Raw genomic sequence first — 15,963 nt, 5'->3', positions numbered from 1 at the left:
CCGTTCGTCCATCCGTGGCTGCCGGGTCGGCTCCGGCCTCCCCGTCGTACGCGGCGTTTCCTCCTGCTCGGCTGTGCTCGACACCTCTAGCCTCCTGCGGCTCGTGGGAGCGGCCACCCGCCGTAGGAGTGCGCGGCGTCCCGGCCGCGGCCTTCCGAGCGGTGTCCTCCCCTCTGTTCTGCCCATCGGCGGGCCCGCACTCACGTTTCCCCGGGGCGGCCACGTCGTTGGGGGGAGCGTGAACCACGTAGCGAAGAGAGCACGGGCGGGTTCGGCCGCCGTGCTGACATGGGCAGGACTGTTCACCGTGTGGGCCGTACTGACGGGCTGCACCGAGGCGACGTCGCTCTTCGGGGACGACCGGTCACCCGGCGACGCCATCCGGATCGTCCCGAAGGACGGCGCCGAGAACGTCGGCGCCGACAGCCGGCTCGGAGTGACCGTCCCCGACGGACGGATCGAGCGGGTGAAGGTGACCCGGATGGAGGACGCGGAACACCAGGAGGTGCCCGGCCGGATCTCGGAGGACGGCCGTTCGTGGGCCCCCCGGGACGACGGATACCGGCTCGGGCTGGCCGGGAAGTACAGCGTGGAGGCCGTCGCCGTCGACGAGGACGGCCATCGCTCGGCCCGCAGCACCACGTTCACCACTCTGGTCCCCAAGGACCGGTTCATCGGCTACTTCAAGCCGGAGAACCGGTCCACCGTGGGCACCGGGATGATCGTCTCCTTCGACTTCAACCGGCCCGTCAAGAACCGGGCCGCGGTGGAGAAGGCCATCAGGATCACCAGTGAACCCCGCGTCGAGGTGGTCGGCCACTGGTTCGGCGAGGACCGGCTCGACTTCCGCCCGGCCCGCTACTGGGAGCCGGGCACCGAGGTCACCGTCGATGTGGGCCTGCGCGATGTGGAGGGCGCGCCGGGGGTGTACGGCAGCCAGCGGAAGAAGGTGGCCTTCCGGGTGGGCCGCTCCCAGACGTCCGTGGTGGACGCCCGGGCGCACACCATGGAGGTACGCCGCGACGGCGAGGTCGTCAGCACGGTGCCGATCACCGCGGGCGCCGCGAAGACGACCACGTACAACGGGAAGATGGTGGTCTCCGAGCTGCACGACGTGACCCGCATGGACGGCAGCACCGTGGGCTTCGGCGGCGAGTACGACATCAAGGACGTGCCCCACGCCATCCGGCTGACGAAGTCGGGGACCTTCCTGCACGGCAACTACTGGGAGTCCCCGGACATCTTCGGCTCCGAGAACACCAGCCACGGCTGCATCGGACTGCGTGACGTGAAGGGCGGCAGCTCGGACACCCCGGCCGGCTGGTTCTTCGAGCGCACCCTCGTGGGCGATGTGGTCGAGGTGGTCAACTCCACCGACAGGACCGTCGCCGCGGACAACGGCCTCGGCGGCTGGAACATCGACTGGCCCCGGTGGAAGGCGGGCTCCGCCCTGCGCTGACCCCCGCCCGACCAGGGAAGGTCCCGGAGGTGAGCCCTCCGGGACCACCCTCGGGCAGTGCGGCGCGACTTGGGACCGAACAGTGACATTCCGGGGAACTCCTCCTTACGTGCGGTGTGATTATCTTGCGCCGAGCGTGCATGTACAGCGCGCGGGGGTGCGGGCACTGGCGGGGCCAGGCCGTGCGAGGGGAGACGACCACATTGAACGGGCAGCCGATATCGGGGGCATGGACCGACGCGGGCGGGGGACGGCGCGGGCGCGGAACCCGGGGCGTCCTCGCGCTGGGACTGGGTGCGCTGCTGTTGCTGGTGACCGCGTGCGGCGGCGACGGGAACGCCGCCGACAAGGACGGCGGCAAGGCGGGCGGGAAGGTCGACGACACCAGCGCCTCGCAGGCGGTGGTGACGATCGCGCCCAAGGACGGCGCCGACGACGTGGCGACCAGCGGGGCGCTGAAGGTCTCGGCGGCCAAGGGCAAGCTGAGCACGGTGAAGGTGGCGGACCCCAAGGGCAAGGCGGTCGAGGGCAAGATAGCCGCGGACGGTCTCAGCTGGGTGCCTGACCGCCACCTGGCCGCCGCCACCAAGTACACCGTGCACGCGGTCGCCAAGGACGACGAGGGCCGTCAGTCGGCGAAGGACACCACCTTCACGACGCTGGTACCGCAGAACACCTTCATCGGTCAGTACACGCCCGAGGACGGTTCGACCGTCGGCGTGGGCATGCCGGTGTCGATCCACTTCACCCGGGGGATCACGGACCCGGCGGCCGTGGAGAAGGCGATCAGCGTGAAGGCGGAGCCCGCCGTGCGGGTCGAGCCCCACTGGTTCGGCAACGACCGCCTCGACTTCCGCCCCGAGAAGTACTGGGCGGCGGGCACGAAGGTGACCGTGCGGCTCGACCTCGACGGTGTCGAGGGGCGGCCGGGGGTCTACGGCAAGCAGGCCAAGACCGTGAAGTTCACCATCGGCCGCAGCCAGGTCTCCACGGTCGACGCGAGCTCCCACCGCATGAAGGTGGTGCGTGACGGCAAGCAGATCAAGGACATCCCGATCTCGGCGGGTGCCCCCGCCACGACCACGTACAACGGTCAGATGGTCATCAGCGAGAAGCTCAAGGTGACCCGGATGAACGGTGACACCGTCGGCTTCGGCGGCGAGTACGACATCAAGGACGTGCCGCACGCGATGCGTCTGTCGACGTCGGGCACCTTCATCCACGGCAACTACTGGGGCGCTTCCAGCATCTTCGGCTCGACCAACACCAGTCACGGCTGTGTCGGTCTGCGGGACGTGCGCGGCGCCTGGGACAGCAAGACGCCCGCCGCGTGGCTCTTCGACAACTCCCTGATCGGGGACGTCGTCATCGTGAAGAACTCCCACGACAAGGTGATCCAGCCGGACAACGGCCTCAACGGCTGGAACATGGACTGGTCGGAGTGGATCAAGTAGATCCGTTCCAGGTGCGGGCCCGGTGCTGTGACCAACGGCACCGGGCCCGCAGCCGTTAGTCCTCGTTAACCTGCCTCCTATGACCGTAACCCTCGAAGTACAGGACAACGTCGGCACGATCCGGCTGGACCGGCCGCCGATGAACGCTCTGGACGTCGCCGTCCAGGACCGGCTGCGCGAGCTCGCCGAGGAGGCGGGCCGGCGCGACGACGTGCGGGCGGTGATTCTCTACGGCGGCGAGAAGGTGTTCGCGGCGGGCGCGGACATCAAGGAGATGCAGGCGATGGACCATGCGGCGATGGTCGTACGCTCCCGGGCCCTGCAGGAGTCGTTCACCGCCGTGGCGCGCATCCCCAAGCCCGTGGTCGCCGCTGTCACCGGCTACGCCCTGGGCGGGGGCTGCGAGCTCGCGCTCTGCGCCGACTTCAGGATCGCCGCGGAGAACGCGAAGCTCGGCCAGCCGGAGATCCTGCTGGGGCTGATCCCCGGCGCCGGCGGCACCCAGCGCCTGGCCCGGCTGGTGGGGCCGTCCAAGGCCAAGGACCTGATCTTCACCGGTCGTCAGGTGAAGGCCGAGGAGGCCCTGGCGATCGGCCTCGTGGACCGCGTGGTGCCCGCGGCCGAGGTGTACGAGCAGGCGCGCGCCTGGGCGGCACGGCTCGCCAAGGGGCCCGCGCTGGCGCTGCGGGCCGCCAAGGAGTCCGTGGACGCCGGGCTGGAGACGGACATCGACACCGGGCTCACGATCGAGCGGACCTGGTTCGCAGGGCTGTTCGCCACCGAGGACCGCGAGCGCGGCATGCGCAGTTTCGTGGAGGAGGGCCCCGGCAAGGCCGAGTTCCTCTGACCCAGCGTGAGTTGCGTACAGGGGCGCGTACGTTCATCCGTGCGGGCGGATTAGCGGGACCTTAAGAGAACCTTAAGGCGTGCCGCCCGCTCGGCTCGTGCAATTACCCGGCCTCCTGCTCCCGTCCCAGGTGGACACGGCTGAACAGGGGTCCGTTCTGCCGCTGGCATATGCCGGAGAACCGGCGCGGAATGACTGGTTCCGGCAGAGGGATTCTGCCGGAACGGTCACGGAGAGCGTTCTGTGCGTCCATGATGGGTGGCATGGCGGGCCTGGAGGGTGTGGAGCAGCCGCGACAGCGCGGCGGCGCGACAGCGGCGCGGTGGACGACTGCCGTCGAAGACGAACAGGCGTTCAAAGCACTGGAGTTGTTCGGAAATCCGACGGAGGGTGAAGTCCGTCTGCCCTCCCGTCCGGAGTCCGCCGCCACCGCCCGGCGCATCACCTCGTGCGTGATGCTGCGTCAGTGGCAGCTTCCTCCGCAGGCCGCCGAACACGGTGTGCTACTGGTCTCCGAGCTCGTGGGCAACGCGGTGCGGCATACCGGGGCGCGGGTTTTCGGCCTGCGGATGCTGCGCCGCCGCGGCTGGGTGCGGATCGAGGTGCGCGACCCCTCGCGCGGGCTGCCGTGTCTGATGCCCGTCCGTGAGATGGATGTGAGCGGACGGGGTCTCTTCCTGGTCGACAAGCTTTCCGACCGGTGGGGTGTGGATCTCTTACCGCGCGGGAAGACCACCTGGTTCGAGATGCGCACCGCCGACCGCTGACGCGTCGGACCTCTGACACGCAGAAGCCCCCGTTCCGCCTGGGTGGTGGCGTGTCGGGGGCTTCTGAGGGGGCCGTGGAATGGGGGGTGTGTCCACGGCCGCACAGGGGACCTGGCTCGGGTCGGAGGAGGTCGTGCCCCCGACTATGGCAGATGGGCGACCTCGGAGCCAAAGCCTCAAAGCGGGCATTACGCAATAAAGCCATCCATTTGGTTTCTGAATCGCAGGTGTGATGGTTCACTCGCCTGGCATTCTCTCAGTGTCGGTCCGCTTCGCTCGGTGATTCATCGATCACCTCCTGGAGGCGACCACACCTCGCCGCCCCGGAATCTCCACGTGCTCCGCCTTACTGTGTCTCGCGTCCCGGCGAAAATCGCACCCGAACCGACCCGCGAGGTGGACGCCCATGAGCGGTCGCAGGACACCGGTGCCCCGGCGCGGTGCGCTGCGTACGGCGGCCGGAGCGCTCCTGGCGGGCACCTCCGCGACGGGCTGCGCACAGGACGGCGCAGCGCGGTCCCCGGCCCCGGCGGCCGCGCGGAACGGCGAGAGCACCCGGAGCGCGGCCCGTCCTGCCGCCACCCCGCGGCGCTTCCCCGGGCAGCCGGTGCAGATCGAGCACGGCCCCCGCGGCCGACCTCGGGTCGCCCTCACCTTCCACGGCCAGGGAGACCCGGCGCTGGCCCTGGCCGTCCTCGCCGAAGCGGAACGGGCCGGCGCCCGGCTCACCGTCCTGGCCGTCGGCAGCTGGCTCGACCGGCACCCCGGCATGGCCCGCCGGATCCTCGACGGGGGCCACGACCTCGGCAACCACACGCAGAGCCGTCTCGACATCAACGCGATGGACGAGGCGCGGGCGTACGAGGAGATCACCGGCTGCGCACAGCGCCTGCGCCGGCTCACCGGTTCGATCGGCACCTGGTTCAGGCCGTCGCGGGCCCGGTACGCCACCCCGCTCGTCCAGGACCTCGCGCGCCGGGCCGGCTACCCGCACGTCCTCTCCTACGACGTCGAGTCCCTCGACTTCACCTCACCAGGGGTCGCGGCCGTCACACGCAAGGTCGCCGGCGAACTCCGCAACGGCTCCGTGGTGAGCCTGCACTTCGGCTACCGGGACACCGTCGCCGCACTGCCCCTCCTCCTCACCGAGATCGACCGCCGCCGGCTGCGTGCGGTGACCGCCACGGAGCTGCTGTCCTGATCCGCCCCGAAGCCTCGCCCGGTGCGGTCGCCCGCCGGATCCGCCCTCAGGGGTGCCGGATAATCTGACCTCCGTCAACGACGCTTAACGAAGGGGCGGAACAGTGGCGGACATCGAGTCGGCACGAGCGGCATTCGAGCGCTTCGACCAGAACGGCGACGGCAGCATAACGGCCGCCGAGTACAAGAGCGCCATGGCGCAGCTCGGCGACCCCTATGTCACCGAGACGGTCGCCCAGGCCGTCATCAACGCCCACGACGGCAACGGCGACGGCGAGCTCACGTTCGACGAGTTCTGGGCCTCGCAGAACAAGGCCTGACCCGCCCGGCAGCTGACGGTCCGGCCCTTCGCGCCGGCGAAGGGCCTCGGATCCGCCGACGCCCCCCGGCCCGCGGAGCGGGCGGAACCGGCGTGCGCAGCGCCGTCCGTCCGCGCCGCGGGCCTCCCCGCGAGACCGCGTCGCCGCGGTCGCCGGCCGGATCAGGCAGCCGGAGTCGCTGCCAGCAGGTCCGCGGGGATGCCGCCCTTGTCGGGGGCGTAGAAGTTCTTGATCTCGGCCTCCCAGACGTCCACCCGGACCCGGTCGTCGTCATCGGGCTCGAAGGCGTCGAAGAGCGCGTGGATGTTCGGCAGGTCGAAGCCGACCCCTCTCATCATGCCGATGAACACCGGCCGGATGACAGTGCCGCTGCCGTCCAGGTCACCGAGGCGGGCGAAGCCGGCCGCGAACTGGTCGATCGCCATGCCGAAGCGCTCGGGCGAGAGGACGCACGCCTGGTACTCGTCGTAGGTGATCCGGCCGTCGTGATCGGCGTCGAGCTCACCGGCCAGCGTGTTCCAGTACTGCGTGAACCCGGCCCGCATGGCGTGCTTCCGTGCCTCGTCGGCCCCGGGTACGGCAGCGGCGACCCGGCTGCTCATCAGCTCGAAGTCGTCGGACTCCAGGACCCCGTTGCCGTCGGCGTCGAACAGGGTGAACACGAGTTTGACTCGGTTGATGGCTTCGTTCCGCATGGGTGCTCGCCTTTCGTCGGACCGGGAGACGGGACGGCCGGTCGCACGGCCGTCGTGTTGTCACTATGCGGGCTGCGGCATCCGGATCTCCGGGAAGGAACAGCCGTTCAGCAGAAGGAATGAACCTGCCGCCCGGCGCGCATACACCGGCCGCTCCGCCGACTGCCGGCACCGTGTCCCACGACGCCCGCCGGGCCGCCGGACCGTGCGGTTCCGATGGGATCCGCTGAGAACCGGCGTGCACGGCGCACTGGATACGGCAGTGCCCCGTTCGATCTCCCCGCGCCCTACCGGCGGTCAGGGGGCGCGCCGAAGATGAGCCGACCGCAAGAAATCCGAGCGACTCCGCACACCTGCTTCCCGGTCAGGTGGACACGCGGTGGAAGGAGCCCACTTTGTTGCTTCTCATCTCCCCGGACGGCGTCGAGGAGGCCCTCGACTGTGCGAAGGCGGCGGAGCACCTCGACATCGTCGACGTGAAGAAGCCCGACGAGGGCTCGCTCGGCGCGAACTTCCCGTGGGTCATCAGGGAGATCCGAGAGGCCGTCCCGGCGGACAAGCCGGTGTCCGCCACCGTGGGAGACGTGCCGTACAAGCCCGGCACAGTGGCGCAGGCGGCACTCGGTGCGGCCGTCTCCGGAGCCACCTACATCAAGGTCGGCCTCTACGGATGCACGACGCCCGAGCAGGCGGTCGACGTCATGCGAGGGGTCGTCCGCGCGGTGAAGGACTACCGGCCGGATGCCTTCGTCGTCGCCTCGGGCTACGCCGACGCCCACCGGATCGGCTGCGTCAACCCGCTCGCCCTGCCCGACATCGCCCTGCGCTCGGGCTCCGACGCGGCCATGCTCGACACCGCGGTCAAGGACGGGACACGGCTGTTCGACCACCTGCCGCCCGATGTCTGCGCGGACTTCGTGCGACTGGCCCATGAAGCCGGTCTGCTCGCAGCCCTCGCGGGCAGCGTGAAGGTGGGAGACCTCGGTGTGCTGCACCGCATCGGTACGGACATCGTGGGGGTGCGCGGGGCGGTCTGCGAGGGCGGCGACCGCAACTCCGGAAGGATCAAGCCGGAGCTGGTGGCCGCCTTCCGCGCGGAGATGGACCGGCACGCCCGGGAGCACACGGCTGCCGTCAGCGCGGCGCGTTGACCGCCAGGATGGCCGCGCAGCAGCGCCGGCACGGGCCCGCGACCCCCGGCGAGCGCTTCGACGTCCTCGATCCGGCGACCGGCGAGGTCTTCGACGAGGCTCCCCGGCAGCAGCCGGGCGAACTGGACGCCGTCGTCGGCCGGGCCCACGAGGCGTGGCTCGGCTGGCGGTCCGACCCCGCCGTCCGCTCGGCCGCACTGCTCGCGGCAGCCGACGCCGTGGAGGAGGCAGGGACGGACCTCGCCCCCTTGCTCACCCGTGAACAGGGCAAGCCCCTGGCCGAGTCCTACGCGGAGATCGCCCGCACGGCGGCGCGCCTGCGCTACTTCGCCGAGCGGACGGCCCCCCGGCCCCGGCTCCTCACGGACGGCCGTCCGATGCGCAGCGAGATCCGCTGGCGGCCCCTCGGGCCGGTCGCCGCGATCACCCCGTGGAACTTCCCCCTGCAGCTTGCCGCCGCGAAGTTCGCGCCCGCACTCGCCGCGGGCAACACGATGGTGCTCAAGCCCTCACCCTTCACACCCCTCGCCACACGCCTGCTGGGGTCCGTCGTCTCCACCGCCCTCCCCGAGGACGTACTGACCATCGTCACCGGTCCCGAGCCTCTCGGCGCCCGCCTCGCGGCCCACCCGGGCATCCGCCATGTGACCTTCACCGGTTCGGTTCCCACCGGTCGGGCCGTCGCGCAGGGCGCAGCGGCCTCACTCGCCCGCGTCACCCTGGAGCTGGGAGGCAACGACGCGGCCGTCCTGCTGGACGACGTGGAGGTGGAGCGGATCGCGGACCGGCTGTTCTGGGCGGCGTTCCGCAACTGCGGGCAGGTCTGCATGGCGGTGAAGCGCGTCTATGCGCCCGTCCGGCTCTACGACCAGGTGGTGGAGGCCCTTGCGGAGCGCGCGAAGAGCGTCGTCCTCGGAGCCGGCCTCGATCCGGCGACGCAGCTGGGCCCGGTCAACAACGCTCCTCAGCTGGCCCGGGTCGGGGACTACACGGCGCGGGCACTGGCAGACGGCGCCCGGGCCGTGGCCGGGGGGCACCGGCTGGACCGGCCCGGCTACTTCTTCGCCCCGACGATCCTGGCGGATGTCCCGGCGGCCAGCCCCGTGGTGACGGAGGAGCAGTTCGGGCCCGTCCTGCCGGTGCTGCCGTACGGGAGCACCGACGAGGCCGTCGAGGCGGCCAACGACACCGGCTTCGGGCTGGGCGGCTCGGTATGGGGGACCGACCTCGACCGGGCCGAGGAGGTGGCCGGCCGGCTGGAGTGCGGAACGGCATGGATCAACCACCACGCCGAACTGTCCCTCGACCAGCCCTTCGCAGGATCCAAGGAGAGCGGTGTCGGCGTCGCGGGCGGCCCATGGGGGCTGTACGGCAACCTCGCGCCGTTCGTCGTGCACCGTCCGCAGGAGGCGTGAGGATGAGGTTCGGCGCGGCGGTGCTGCGTTCGTACGAGAGCCCCTTCGCCATCGAGGACGTGCTCCTGGACACGGGGCCGGCCGCCGGCGAGGTCCTGGTCGAGATCGCGGGCTGTGGAATGTGCCGGACCGACCTCGCGGTCAGGCGTTCCGCGGGCCGCTCACCGCTGCCGGCGGTACTCGGGCACGAAGGCGCCGGGGTCGTGGTGGAGACGGGCGGCCCGCACACCGGCCTGAACAACGGTGACCATGTCGTGCTGAGCTTCGACTCCTGCGGCCACTGCCGGAACTGCCTGGCCGCCGCCTCCGCCTACTGCGACTCCTTCGCCTCGCTCAACCTCTTCGGAGGGCGCAAGGAGAACGCGGCGCGCTTCACCGACGCGGCCGGGGGCGAGTTGGCCCCCCGGTGGTTCGGGCAGTCCTCGTTCGCCGAGTACGCGCTGGTCCCGGCGCGCAATGCCGTGCGGGTCGACCCCTCGCTGCCCGTCGAACTGCTCGGCCCGCTCGGCTGCGGGTTCCTCACGGGCGCCGGTGCGGTCCTCAACTCCTTCGGCGTCGCACCCGGCGACACCCTCGCGGTCTTCGGCGCGGGCGCGGTGGGCCTGGCCGCGGTGATGGCGGCAGCCGCCTCCGGAGCGGTGACCGTGGCCGTCGACCGGTACCCCGAACGGCTGGCCCTCGCCGAACGCTTCGGCGCGACCCCGCTGAACGCCGCTTCGCCCGACCTGCCCGGCCGGATCCGGCGACTGACCGACGGCGGCGCGCACTACGCACTGGACACCACAGCCTCCGCCCAGCTGATCAACGACGCGCTCCGGGCTCTGCGCCCGACCGGCCGTCTCGGCCTGGTGGCACGGCTCCGCACCAGGCTGCCCCTCGAACCGGGAGCGCTGGACCAGGGCAGGACGATCTCCCACATCTGCGAGGGCGACGCGGTGCCGGGACTGCTCATCCCGCGGCTGACCGGGCTGTGGCAGGCCGGGCGGTTCCCCTTCGACGAGCTGATCCGTACGTACCCACTCGCCGGGATCAACGAGGCCGAACGCGACTGCGAAGCGGGGCGCGTGGTCAAACCCGTACTGATTCCAGGAGGAGGAAGCCGATGAGTGAGGCACCCCCAGTCCCTCACCGCCCCGTGGCCCGACCCACCGATGGAGGAGACGTGAACGGCGCGACGCATCGCAGCACCGGTGTGGAAGGAGGGGTGGGTGTGACCGCTCTCCTGGTCGCCGCGGCACGGGCGATCGAGACCCACCGCCACGACGCCCTGGCACAGGACGTGTACGCGGAGCACTTCGTGCGCGCCGCACCGGCCTCCGACGGCTGGCCGGTCCGGATGGAACAGGTCCCGGACGGGGACGCGAACCCGCTGTGGGGACGATTCGCGCGCTACTTCGGTCTGCGGACGAGAGTCCTCGACGACTTTCTCCTCCGGTCGGTGCGCACGGGGGAGGCCCGCCAGGTGGTGCTGTTCGGCGCGGGGCTGGACTCGCGCGCGTACCGGCTCGACTGGCCTCCCGGCTGCGTGGTCTACGAGATCGACAGGGGAGGAGTGCTGGAGTTCAAGCACGGGGTGCTCGACGGGCTGTCGGCCACCCCGCAGGCGGCGCGCGTACCCGTCCCGGTCGATCTGCGCGCCGACTGGGCCGAGGCGCTCACCGGCGCCGGCTTCGACACGGCCGCCCCCAGCGTGTGGCTGGCCGAGGGCCTGCTGTTCTACCTCCCCGCCGCCGCCGAGACGTACCTCATCGAGATGGTGGACCGGATGAGCCCGGAAGGGAGCGCCCTGGCGTACGAGGTCAAGCTGGAGAAGGACCTGCTGGAGTACCGCGACAGCCCGCTCTACACGTCGACGGCACAGCAGATCGGCATCGACCTGCTCACCCTGTTCGACAGGGAGCCGCGGCCGGACTCAGCCGGTGATCTCGAGGGCAGGGGCTGGTCCACGGCGGTCCACACCCCCTTCGACTTCACCCGCCGGCACGGCCGCGGCCCGTTGCCCGAGCCGAACGACGCCCTGGCGGGCAACCGGTGGGTCTTCGCGAACAAGCTCCGGCCGTCGGTCTAGCACTCGATGATGTTCACCGCGAGCCCGCCGCGTGCGGTCTCCTTGTACTTCACGCTCATGTCCGCGCCCGTCTCCTTCATGGTCTTGATGACCTTGTCCAGGGAGACCTTGTGGCTGCCGTCGCCGCGCAGCGCCATCTTGGCCGCCGTGACCGCCTTGACCGCCGCCATGCCGTTGCGCTCGATGCACGGGATCTGGACGAGACCGCCGACCGGGTCGCAGGTCAGGCCCAGGTTGTGCTCCATGCCGATCTCGGCGGCGTTCTCCACCTGCTCGGGGGACCCGCCCAGGACCTCGGCGAGGGCGCCGGCGGCCATGGAGCAGGCGGAGCCGACCTCGCCCTGGCAGCCGACCTCGGCGCCGGAGATGGAGGCGTTCTCCTTGAAGAGCATGCCGATCGCGCCGGCGGCCAGCAGGAAACGGACGACGCTGTCGTCCTTCTCGGCCTCGGTGCAGCCGCTCGCCGCGAAGTTCATCCAGTAGTGCAGGACGGCGGGGATGATGCCCGCCGCGCCGTTGGTCGGGGCGGTCACCACACGGCCCCCGGCGGCGTTCTCCTCGTTGACGGCCATCGCGTAGAGGGTGATCCACTCCATCGCGTGCGTCTGGGGGTCACCCTCGGCGCGCAGCTGCCTGGCCGTGTTCGCGGCGCGGCGGCGGACCTTCAGGCCGCCGGGCAGGATGCCCTCGCGGGACATGCCGCGGGCGATGCAGGCCTGCATGACGCGCCAGATCTCCAGCAGCCCGGCGCGGATCTCGTCCTCGGTCCGCCAGGCCTTCTCGTTCTCCAGCATCAGGGAGGAGATGGACAGGCCGGTCTCCCGGGCGAGCCTCAGCAGCTCGTCGCCCGTGCGGAAGGGGTGCTTCAGGACGGTGTCGTCGGGAACGATCGGGTTCTCGCCGGCCACCGCGTCCTCGTCGACGACGAAGCCGCCGCCCACCGAGTAGTACGTCTTCTCCAGGAGCGGGGCGCCGTCGCGGTCGTACGCGAGGACCGTCATCCCGTTGGCGTGGTACGGCAGGGCCTTGCGCCGGTGCAGGACCAGCTGCTCGTCGGCGTCGAAGGGGATGTCGTGCATGCCGAGCAGGTTGATGCGCCCCGAGGCGCGGATCTCCTCGACGCGGGCGTCGGCGCCCTCGACGTCGACCGTGCGCGGCGACTCGCCCTCCAGACCCAGCAGGACGGCCTTCGGGGTGCCGTGCCCGTGACCGGTCGCGCCGAGCGAGCCGTACAGCTCGGCCCGTATCGAGGCGGTGTGGGCCAGCAGGCCCTCGTTCTTGAGGCGGCGGGCGAACATGCGGGCCGCGCGCATCGGACCGACCGTGTGGGAGCTGGAAGGGCCGATGCCGACCGAGAAGAGGTCGAAGACCGAGAGGGCCACGGGAGTACTCCTAAGGCGTTGGTGGACGTCGTTGTCCGCCGGGTGGTGCGGGGACGGGCCGGTGGGCCCGGGAGCGCGGGGCAAAGGGGTGGGGGCACCGGGCTCACTGTGTTCAGTGTGCGCGGTGCCCCCACCCTGCGTGCAAATTGCGGGTGACTACTTGATGCCGGGGTACAGCGGGAACTTCTCGGCCAGCGCGATCACGCGGGCCTTGAGGTCGTCGGCGTCGTACGTCGGCTTCAGCGCGGCCGCGATGATCTCGGCGACCTCGGTGAAGTCCTCCGCCTGGAAGCCACGGGTGGCCAGGGCGGGCGTACCGATCCGCAGACCCGAGGTGACCATCGGGGGCCGCGGGTCGTTCGGGACGGCGTTCCGGTTGACCGTGATGCCGACCTCGTGGAGCCGGTCCTCGGCCTGCTGGCCGTCCAGCTCGGAGTTGCGCAGGTCGACCAGGACCAGGTGCACGTCCGTACCGCCGGAGAGGACGGAGACGCCCACCTCGGTGACGTCCGGCTGCACCAGGCGCTCGGCGAGGATGCGGGCGCCGTCCAGGGTGCGCTGCTGGCGCTCCTTGAACTCCTCGGTCGCCGCGACCTTGAAGGAGACCGCCTTGGCCGCGATCACGTGCTCCAGCGGGCCGCCCTGCTGACCGGGGAAGACCGCCGAGTTGATCTTCTTGGCGAGCTCCTGCGTCGACAGGATGACGCCACCGCGCGGACCACCGAGGGTCTTGTGCGTGGTGGTCGTGACGACGTGGGCGTGCGGCACCGGGTTGGGGTGCAGACCCGCGGCGACCAGGCCGGCGAAGTGCGCCATGTCGACCATCAGGTACGCGCCGACCTCGTCCGCGATGCGGCGGAAGGCGGCGAAGTCCAGCTGACGCGGGTAGGCGGACCAGCCGGCCACGATGAGCTTCGGCTTCGACTCCTTGGCGAGGCGCTCGACCTCGGCCATGTCCACGACACCGGTGTCGTCGACGTGGTACGGGACCACGTTGTAGAGCTTGCCGGAGAAGTTGATCTTCATGCCGTGGGTCAGGTGACCGCCGTGGGCCAGGTTGAGACCCATGATCGTGTCGCCCGGCTTCAGCAGCGCGAACATCGCGGCGGCGTTGGCCTGCGCGCCGGAGTGCGGCTGGACGTTGGCGGCCTCGGCGCCGAAGAGCGCCTTGATGCGGTCGATCGCGATCTGCTCGACCACGTCGACGTGCTCGCAGCCACCGTAGTAGCGGCGGCCGGGGTAGCCCTCGGCGTACTTGTTGGTGAGGACGGAGCCCTGCGCCTCCATGACCGCGACCGGAGCGAAGTTCTCCGAGGCGATCATCTCGAGGGTGGACTGCTGACGGTGGAGCTCGGCGTCGACGGCGGCGGCGACGTCCGGGTCCAGCTCGTGGAGGGAGGAGTTGAGAAGCGACATCAGTGGGTCCCTAAGGTCTCAGTTGCCGGAGAACGCGGTGTACTCGTCGGCGGAGAGAAGGTCTTCCGGCTCCTCCGCGACGCGCACCTTGAACAGCCAGCCGCCCTCGAAGGGAGCGGAGTTCACCAGCGACGGGTCGTCCACGACGTCCTGGTTGGCCGCGGTCACCTCGCCGGTCACCGGCGAGTACAGGTCGCTGACCGACTTGGTCGACTCCAGCTCACCGCAGGTCTCGCCCGCGGTCACCGTGTCGCCGACCTCCGGGAGCTGGGCGTAGACGACGTCACCGAGCGCGTTGGCCGCGAACTCGGTGATGCCGACCGTGGCCACGCCGTCCTCGAGGGCCGACAGCCACTCGTGCTCCTTGCTGTACCGCAGCTGCTGGGGGTTGCTCATGACCTGAATTCTCCTGTACGCGGGGGAGTGCTGATGAACGGTGGTCTTACGGTGTGAGACACGACTGCGTCACGTGCGCGGCGCGCCGTGTGACAGGCGCGCCGCACCGCGTCACTTACGGCGCTTGTAGAACGGCAGGGCCACGACCTCGTACGGCTCGTGCTTGCCCCGGATGTCGACCCCGACACCCTCGGTGCCGGGTGCTGCGTGCGCCGCGTCCACGTAGGCCATGGCGATCGGCTTGCCCAGGGTGGGCGACGGCGCACCGGAGGTGACCTCGCCCACGACCTGCCCGCCGGCCACGACGGGGTAACCCGCGCGCGGTACCCGGCGGCCCTCGGCGACCAGGCCGACGAGCTTGCGGGGCGGGGCCGACTCCGCACGGGCCGCCGCGGCGGTCAGCGCCTCGCGGCCGACGAAGTCGCCCTCCTTCTCGAACTTCACGACCCTGCCCAGGCCCGCGTCGAAGGGCGTCAGCGCGGTGGTCAGCTCGTGCCCGTACAGCGGCATGCCCGCCTCCAGGCGGAGCGTGTCGCGGCAGGAGAGCCCGCAGGGGATCAGACCGTACGGCGCGCCCGCCTCGGTCAGCGCCCTCCAGAGCTGCTCGGCATGGGCGGGGGCCACGAAGAGCTCGAAGCCGTCCTCACCGGTGTAACCCGTACGGGCGATGAGCGCGGGGACGCCGGCGACCGTTCCGGGCAGTCCCGCGTAGTACTTCAGTCCGTCCAGGTCGGCGTCCGTGACCGACTTCAGTACGGCGGGGGAGTCGGGGCCCTGGACGGCGAGCAGCGCGTACGCGTCGCGGTCGTCCCGCACCTCGGTGTCGAAGTCACCGGCGCGCGCGGTGAGGGTGTCCAGGACGAGCTGGGCGTTGCCCGCGTTGGCGACGACCATGTACTCGGTCTCGCCCAGGCGGTAGACGATCAGGTCGTCCAGGATCCCGCCGTCCTCGGCGACGATCATCGTGTAGCGGGCCCGGCCCACGCCCACGGTGGCGATGTTGCCGACCAGCGCGTAGCTCAGGAAGGCCGCCGCCTGCGGACCGGTGACGGTGATCTCGCCCATGTGTGACAGGTCGAACAGGCCGGCCCGCTCGCGTACGGCGTTGTGCTCGTCGCGCTCACTGGCGTACCGCAGCGGCATGTCCCAGCCGGCGAAGTCGGTCATGGTCGCGCCCAGGGAACGGTGCAGGGCATCGAGGGCGGTGAGACGGGGGGCGGCGCTCGGGGCAGTGCTCATGGACATGGCTCCAGGGCATGACGACAGGGGGTGGTTCCCTCCCCATCTGTCATCGGAACCTGAGAGGTTCGCCGAAAGCCCCTGAAAGGGTCCCGACGGGGTCGGCCCCGTCAGCGTCGGCTTGCACCTTGGGTGGAGCCGCAGAGCGGCCCGC

General features: G+C 70.9%; 15 protein-coding genes. 10 read left to right on the top strand and 5 right to left on the bottom strand.

Annotation, left to right across the window (positions count from 1 at the left end):
* Positions 1–238 precede the first annotated feature (238 nt).
* The 6 genes from AB0P41_RS16845 (at position 239) to AB0P41_RS16820 (ending at position 6,047) form a co-directional block, all read left to right on the top strand.
* Positions 239–1,459, top strand: coding sequence for an Ig-like domain-containing protein (locus AB0P41_RS16845; RefSeq protein ID WP_356711458.1), 1,221 nt, complete (start codon positions 239–241; stop codon positions 1,457–1,459).
* Between the two features lie 203 nt (positions 1,460–1,662).
* The gene (locus tag AB0P41_RS16840; protein WP_356711456.1) at positions 1,663–2,913 is read left to right on the top strand and encodes an Ig-like domain-containing protein; all 1,251 of its coding nucleotides are present in this window, start codon (positions 1,663–1,665) and stop codon (positions 2,911–2,913) included.
* Positions 2,914–2,992: 79 nt separating this feature from the next.
* Positions 2,993–3,760, top strand: a complete 768-nt coding sequence (locus AB0P41_RS16835; protein WP_365932649.1) for an enoyl-CoA hydratase-related protein — start codon at positions 2,993–2,995, stop codon at positions 3,758–3,760.
* A 251-nt stretch (positions 3,761–4,011) separates the two neighbouring features.
* Entirely contained in the window at positions 4,012–4,527 is a 516-nt protein-coding gene (locus AB0P41_RS16830; RefSeq protein ID WP_356711452.1) for an ATP-binding protein, read from the top strand.
* A gap of 406 nt (positions 4,528–4,933) precedes the next feature.
* A complete protein-coding gene (locus AB0P41_RS16825) occupies positions 4,934–5,728 on the top strand; it encodes a polysaccharide deacetylase family protein (RefSeq protein ID WP_365932647.1) in 795 nt (264 codons plus the stop codon).
* A gap of 103 nt (positions 5,729–5,831) precedes the next feature.
* A complete protein-coding gene (locus AB0P41_RS16820; protein WP_356711448.1) occupies positions 5,832–6,047 on the top strand; it encodes an EF-hand domain-containing protein in 216 nt (71 codons plus the stop codon).
* Between the two features lie 161 nt (positions 6,048–6,208).
* On the opposite strand, the gene AB0P41_RS16815 is transcribed toward AB0P41_RS16820, so the two are convergent.
* Positions 6,209–6,742 carry an EF-hand domain-containing protein gene (locus AB0P41_RS16815; RefSeq protein ID WP_365932645.1) on the bottom strand — a complete coding sequence of 178 codons (534 nt, stop codon included), beginning with the start codon at positions 6,740–6,742 and terminating at the stop codon, positions 6,209–6,211.
* Between the two features lie 395 nt (positions 6,743–7,137).
* On the opposite strand from AB0P41_RS16815, the gene AB0P41_RS16810 reads away from it, so the two are divergent.
* From AB0P41_RS16810 to AB0P41_RS16795, 4 genes are read left to right on the top strand one after another with little or no spacing between them, the layout of a single operon-like run.
* Positions 7,138–7,893: a (5-formylfuran-3-yl)methyl phosphate synthase gene (locus AB0P41_RS16810; RefSeq protein ID WP_365932643.1), complete on the top strand. Its 756-nt coding sequence runs from the start codon at positions 7,138–7,140 to the stop codon at positions 7,891–7,893.
* 8 nt (positions 7,894–7,901) lie between these two features.
* A complete protein-coding gene (locus tag AB0P41_RS16805) occupies positions 7,902–9,308 on the top strand; it encodes an aldehyde dehydrogenase family protein (RefSeq protein ID WP_365932834.1) in 1,407 nt (468 codons plus the stop codon).
* 2 nt (positions 9,309–9,310) lie between these two features.
* Positions 9,311–10,414 carry an NAD(P)-dependent alcohol dehydrogenase gene (locus tag AB0P41_RS16800; RefSeq protein ID WP_356711443.1) on the top strand — a complete coding sequence of 368 codons (1,104 nt, stop codon included), beginning with the start codon at positions 9,311–9,313 and terminating at the stop codon, positions 10,412–10,414.
* A 56-nt stretch (positions 10,415–10,470) separates the two neighbouring features.
* Positions 10,471–11,376 (top strand): class I SAM-dependent methyltransferase, encoded by a 906-nt coding sequence (locus tag AB0P41_RS16795; protein ID WP_356711442.1) that lies wholly within the window; start codon positions 10,471–10,473, stop codon positions 11,374–11,376.
* Here the strand turns inward: AB0P41_RS16795 and AB0P41_RS16790 are convergent.
* From AB0P41_RS16790 to gcvT, 4 genes are all read right to left on the bottom strand, one after another.
* Positions 11,373–12,758, bottom strand: a complete 1,386-nt coding sequence (locus tag AB0P41_RS16790; protein ID WP_356711440.1) for an L-serine ammonia-lyase — start codon at positions 12,756–12,758, stop codon at positions 11,373–11,375. The two genes, AB0P41_RS16795 and AB0P41_RS16790, sit on opposite strands and share 4 nt — an antisense overlap.
* A 156-nt stretch (positions 12,759–12,914) precedes the next feature.
* Positions 12,915–14,174 carry a serine hydroxymethyltransferase gene (glyA, locus tag AB0P41_RS16785; protein WP_356711438.1) on the bottom strand — a complete coding sequence of 420 codons (1,260 nt, stop codon included), beginning with the start codon at positions 14,172–14,174 and terminating at the stop codon, positions 12,915–12,917.
* An 18-nt stretch (positions 14,175–14,192) separates the two neighbouring features.
* Positions 14,193–14,570: a glycine cleavage system protein GcvH gene (gene gcvH / locus AB0P41_RS16780; protein ID WP_351275341.1), complete on the bottom strand. Its 378-nt coding sequence runs from the start codon at positions 14,568–14,570 to the stop codon at positions 14,193–14,195.
* Positions 14,571–14,681: 111 nt separating this feature from the next.
* Positions 14,682–15,809, bottom strand: coding sequence for a glycine cleavage system aminomethyltransferase GcvT (gene gcvT, locus AB0P41_RS16775; protein WP_356711435.1), 1,128 nt, complete (start codon positions 15,807–15,809; stop codon positions 14,682–14,684).
* Between the last annotated feature and the right edge of the window lie 154 nt (positions 15,810–15,963).

It is taken from the genome of Streptomyces sp. NPDC079167, from assembly GCF_040686735.1.
GTDB lineage: Bacteria > Actinomycetota > Actinomycetes > Streptomycetales > Streptomycetaceae > Streptomyces.
The sequence above is the reverse complement of the archived record's forward strand: the minus strand, read 5'-3'. Positions and strand labels throughout refer to the sequence as shown.

Bases quoted from the DNA above. Each gene is read 5' to 3' on its own strand.
- AB0P41_RS16830 (WP_356711452.1), top strand. From the start codon at position 4,012: ATGATGGGTGGCATGGCGGGCCTGGAGGGTGTGGAGCAGCCGCGACAG.
- AB0P41_RS16805 (WP_365932834.1), top strand. From the start codon at position 7,902: ATGGCCGCGCAGCAGCGCCGGCACGGGCCCGCGACCCCCGGCGAGCGC.
- AB0P41_RS16800 (WP_356711443.1), top strand. From the start codon at position 9,311: ATGAGGTTCGGCGCGGCGGTGCTGCGTTCGTACGAGAGCCCCTTCGCC.
- glyA (WP_356711438.1), bottom strand. From the start codon at position 14,174: ATGTCGCTTCTCAACTCCTCCCTCCACGAGCTGGACCCGGACGTCGCC.
- AB0P41_RS16815 (WP_365932645.1), bottom strand. From the start codon at position 6,742: ATGCGGAACGAAGCCATCAACCGAGTCAAACTCGTGTTCACCCTGTTC.
- gcvH (WP_351275341.1), bottom strand. From the start codon at position 14,570: ATGAGCAACCCCCAGCAGCTGCGGTACAGCAAGGAGCACGAGTGGCTG.
- AB0P41_RS16835 (WP_365932649.1), top strand. From the start codon at position 2,993: ATGACCGTAACCCTCGAAGTACAGGACAACGTCGGCACGATCCGGCTG.
- AB0P41_RS16825 (WP_365932647.1), top strand. From the start codon at position 4,934: ATGAGCGGTCGCAGGACACCGGTGCCCCGGCGCGGTGCGCTGCGTACG.
- gcvT (WP_356711435.1), bottom strand. From the start codon at position 15,809: ATGAGCACTGCCCCGAGCGCCGCCCCCCGTCTCACCGCCCTCGATGCC.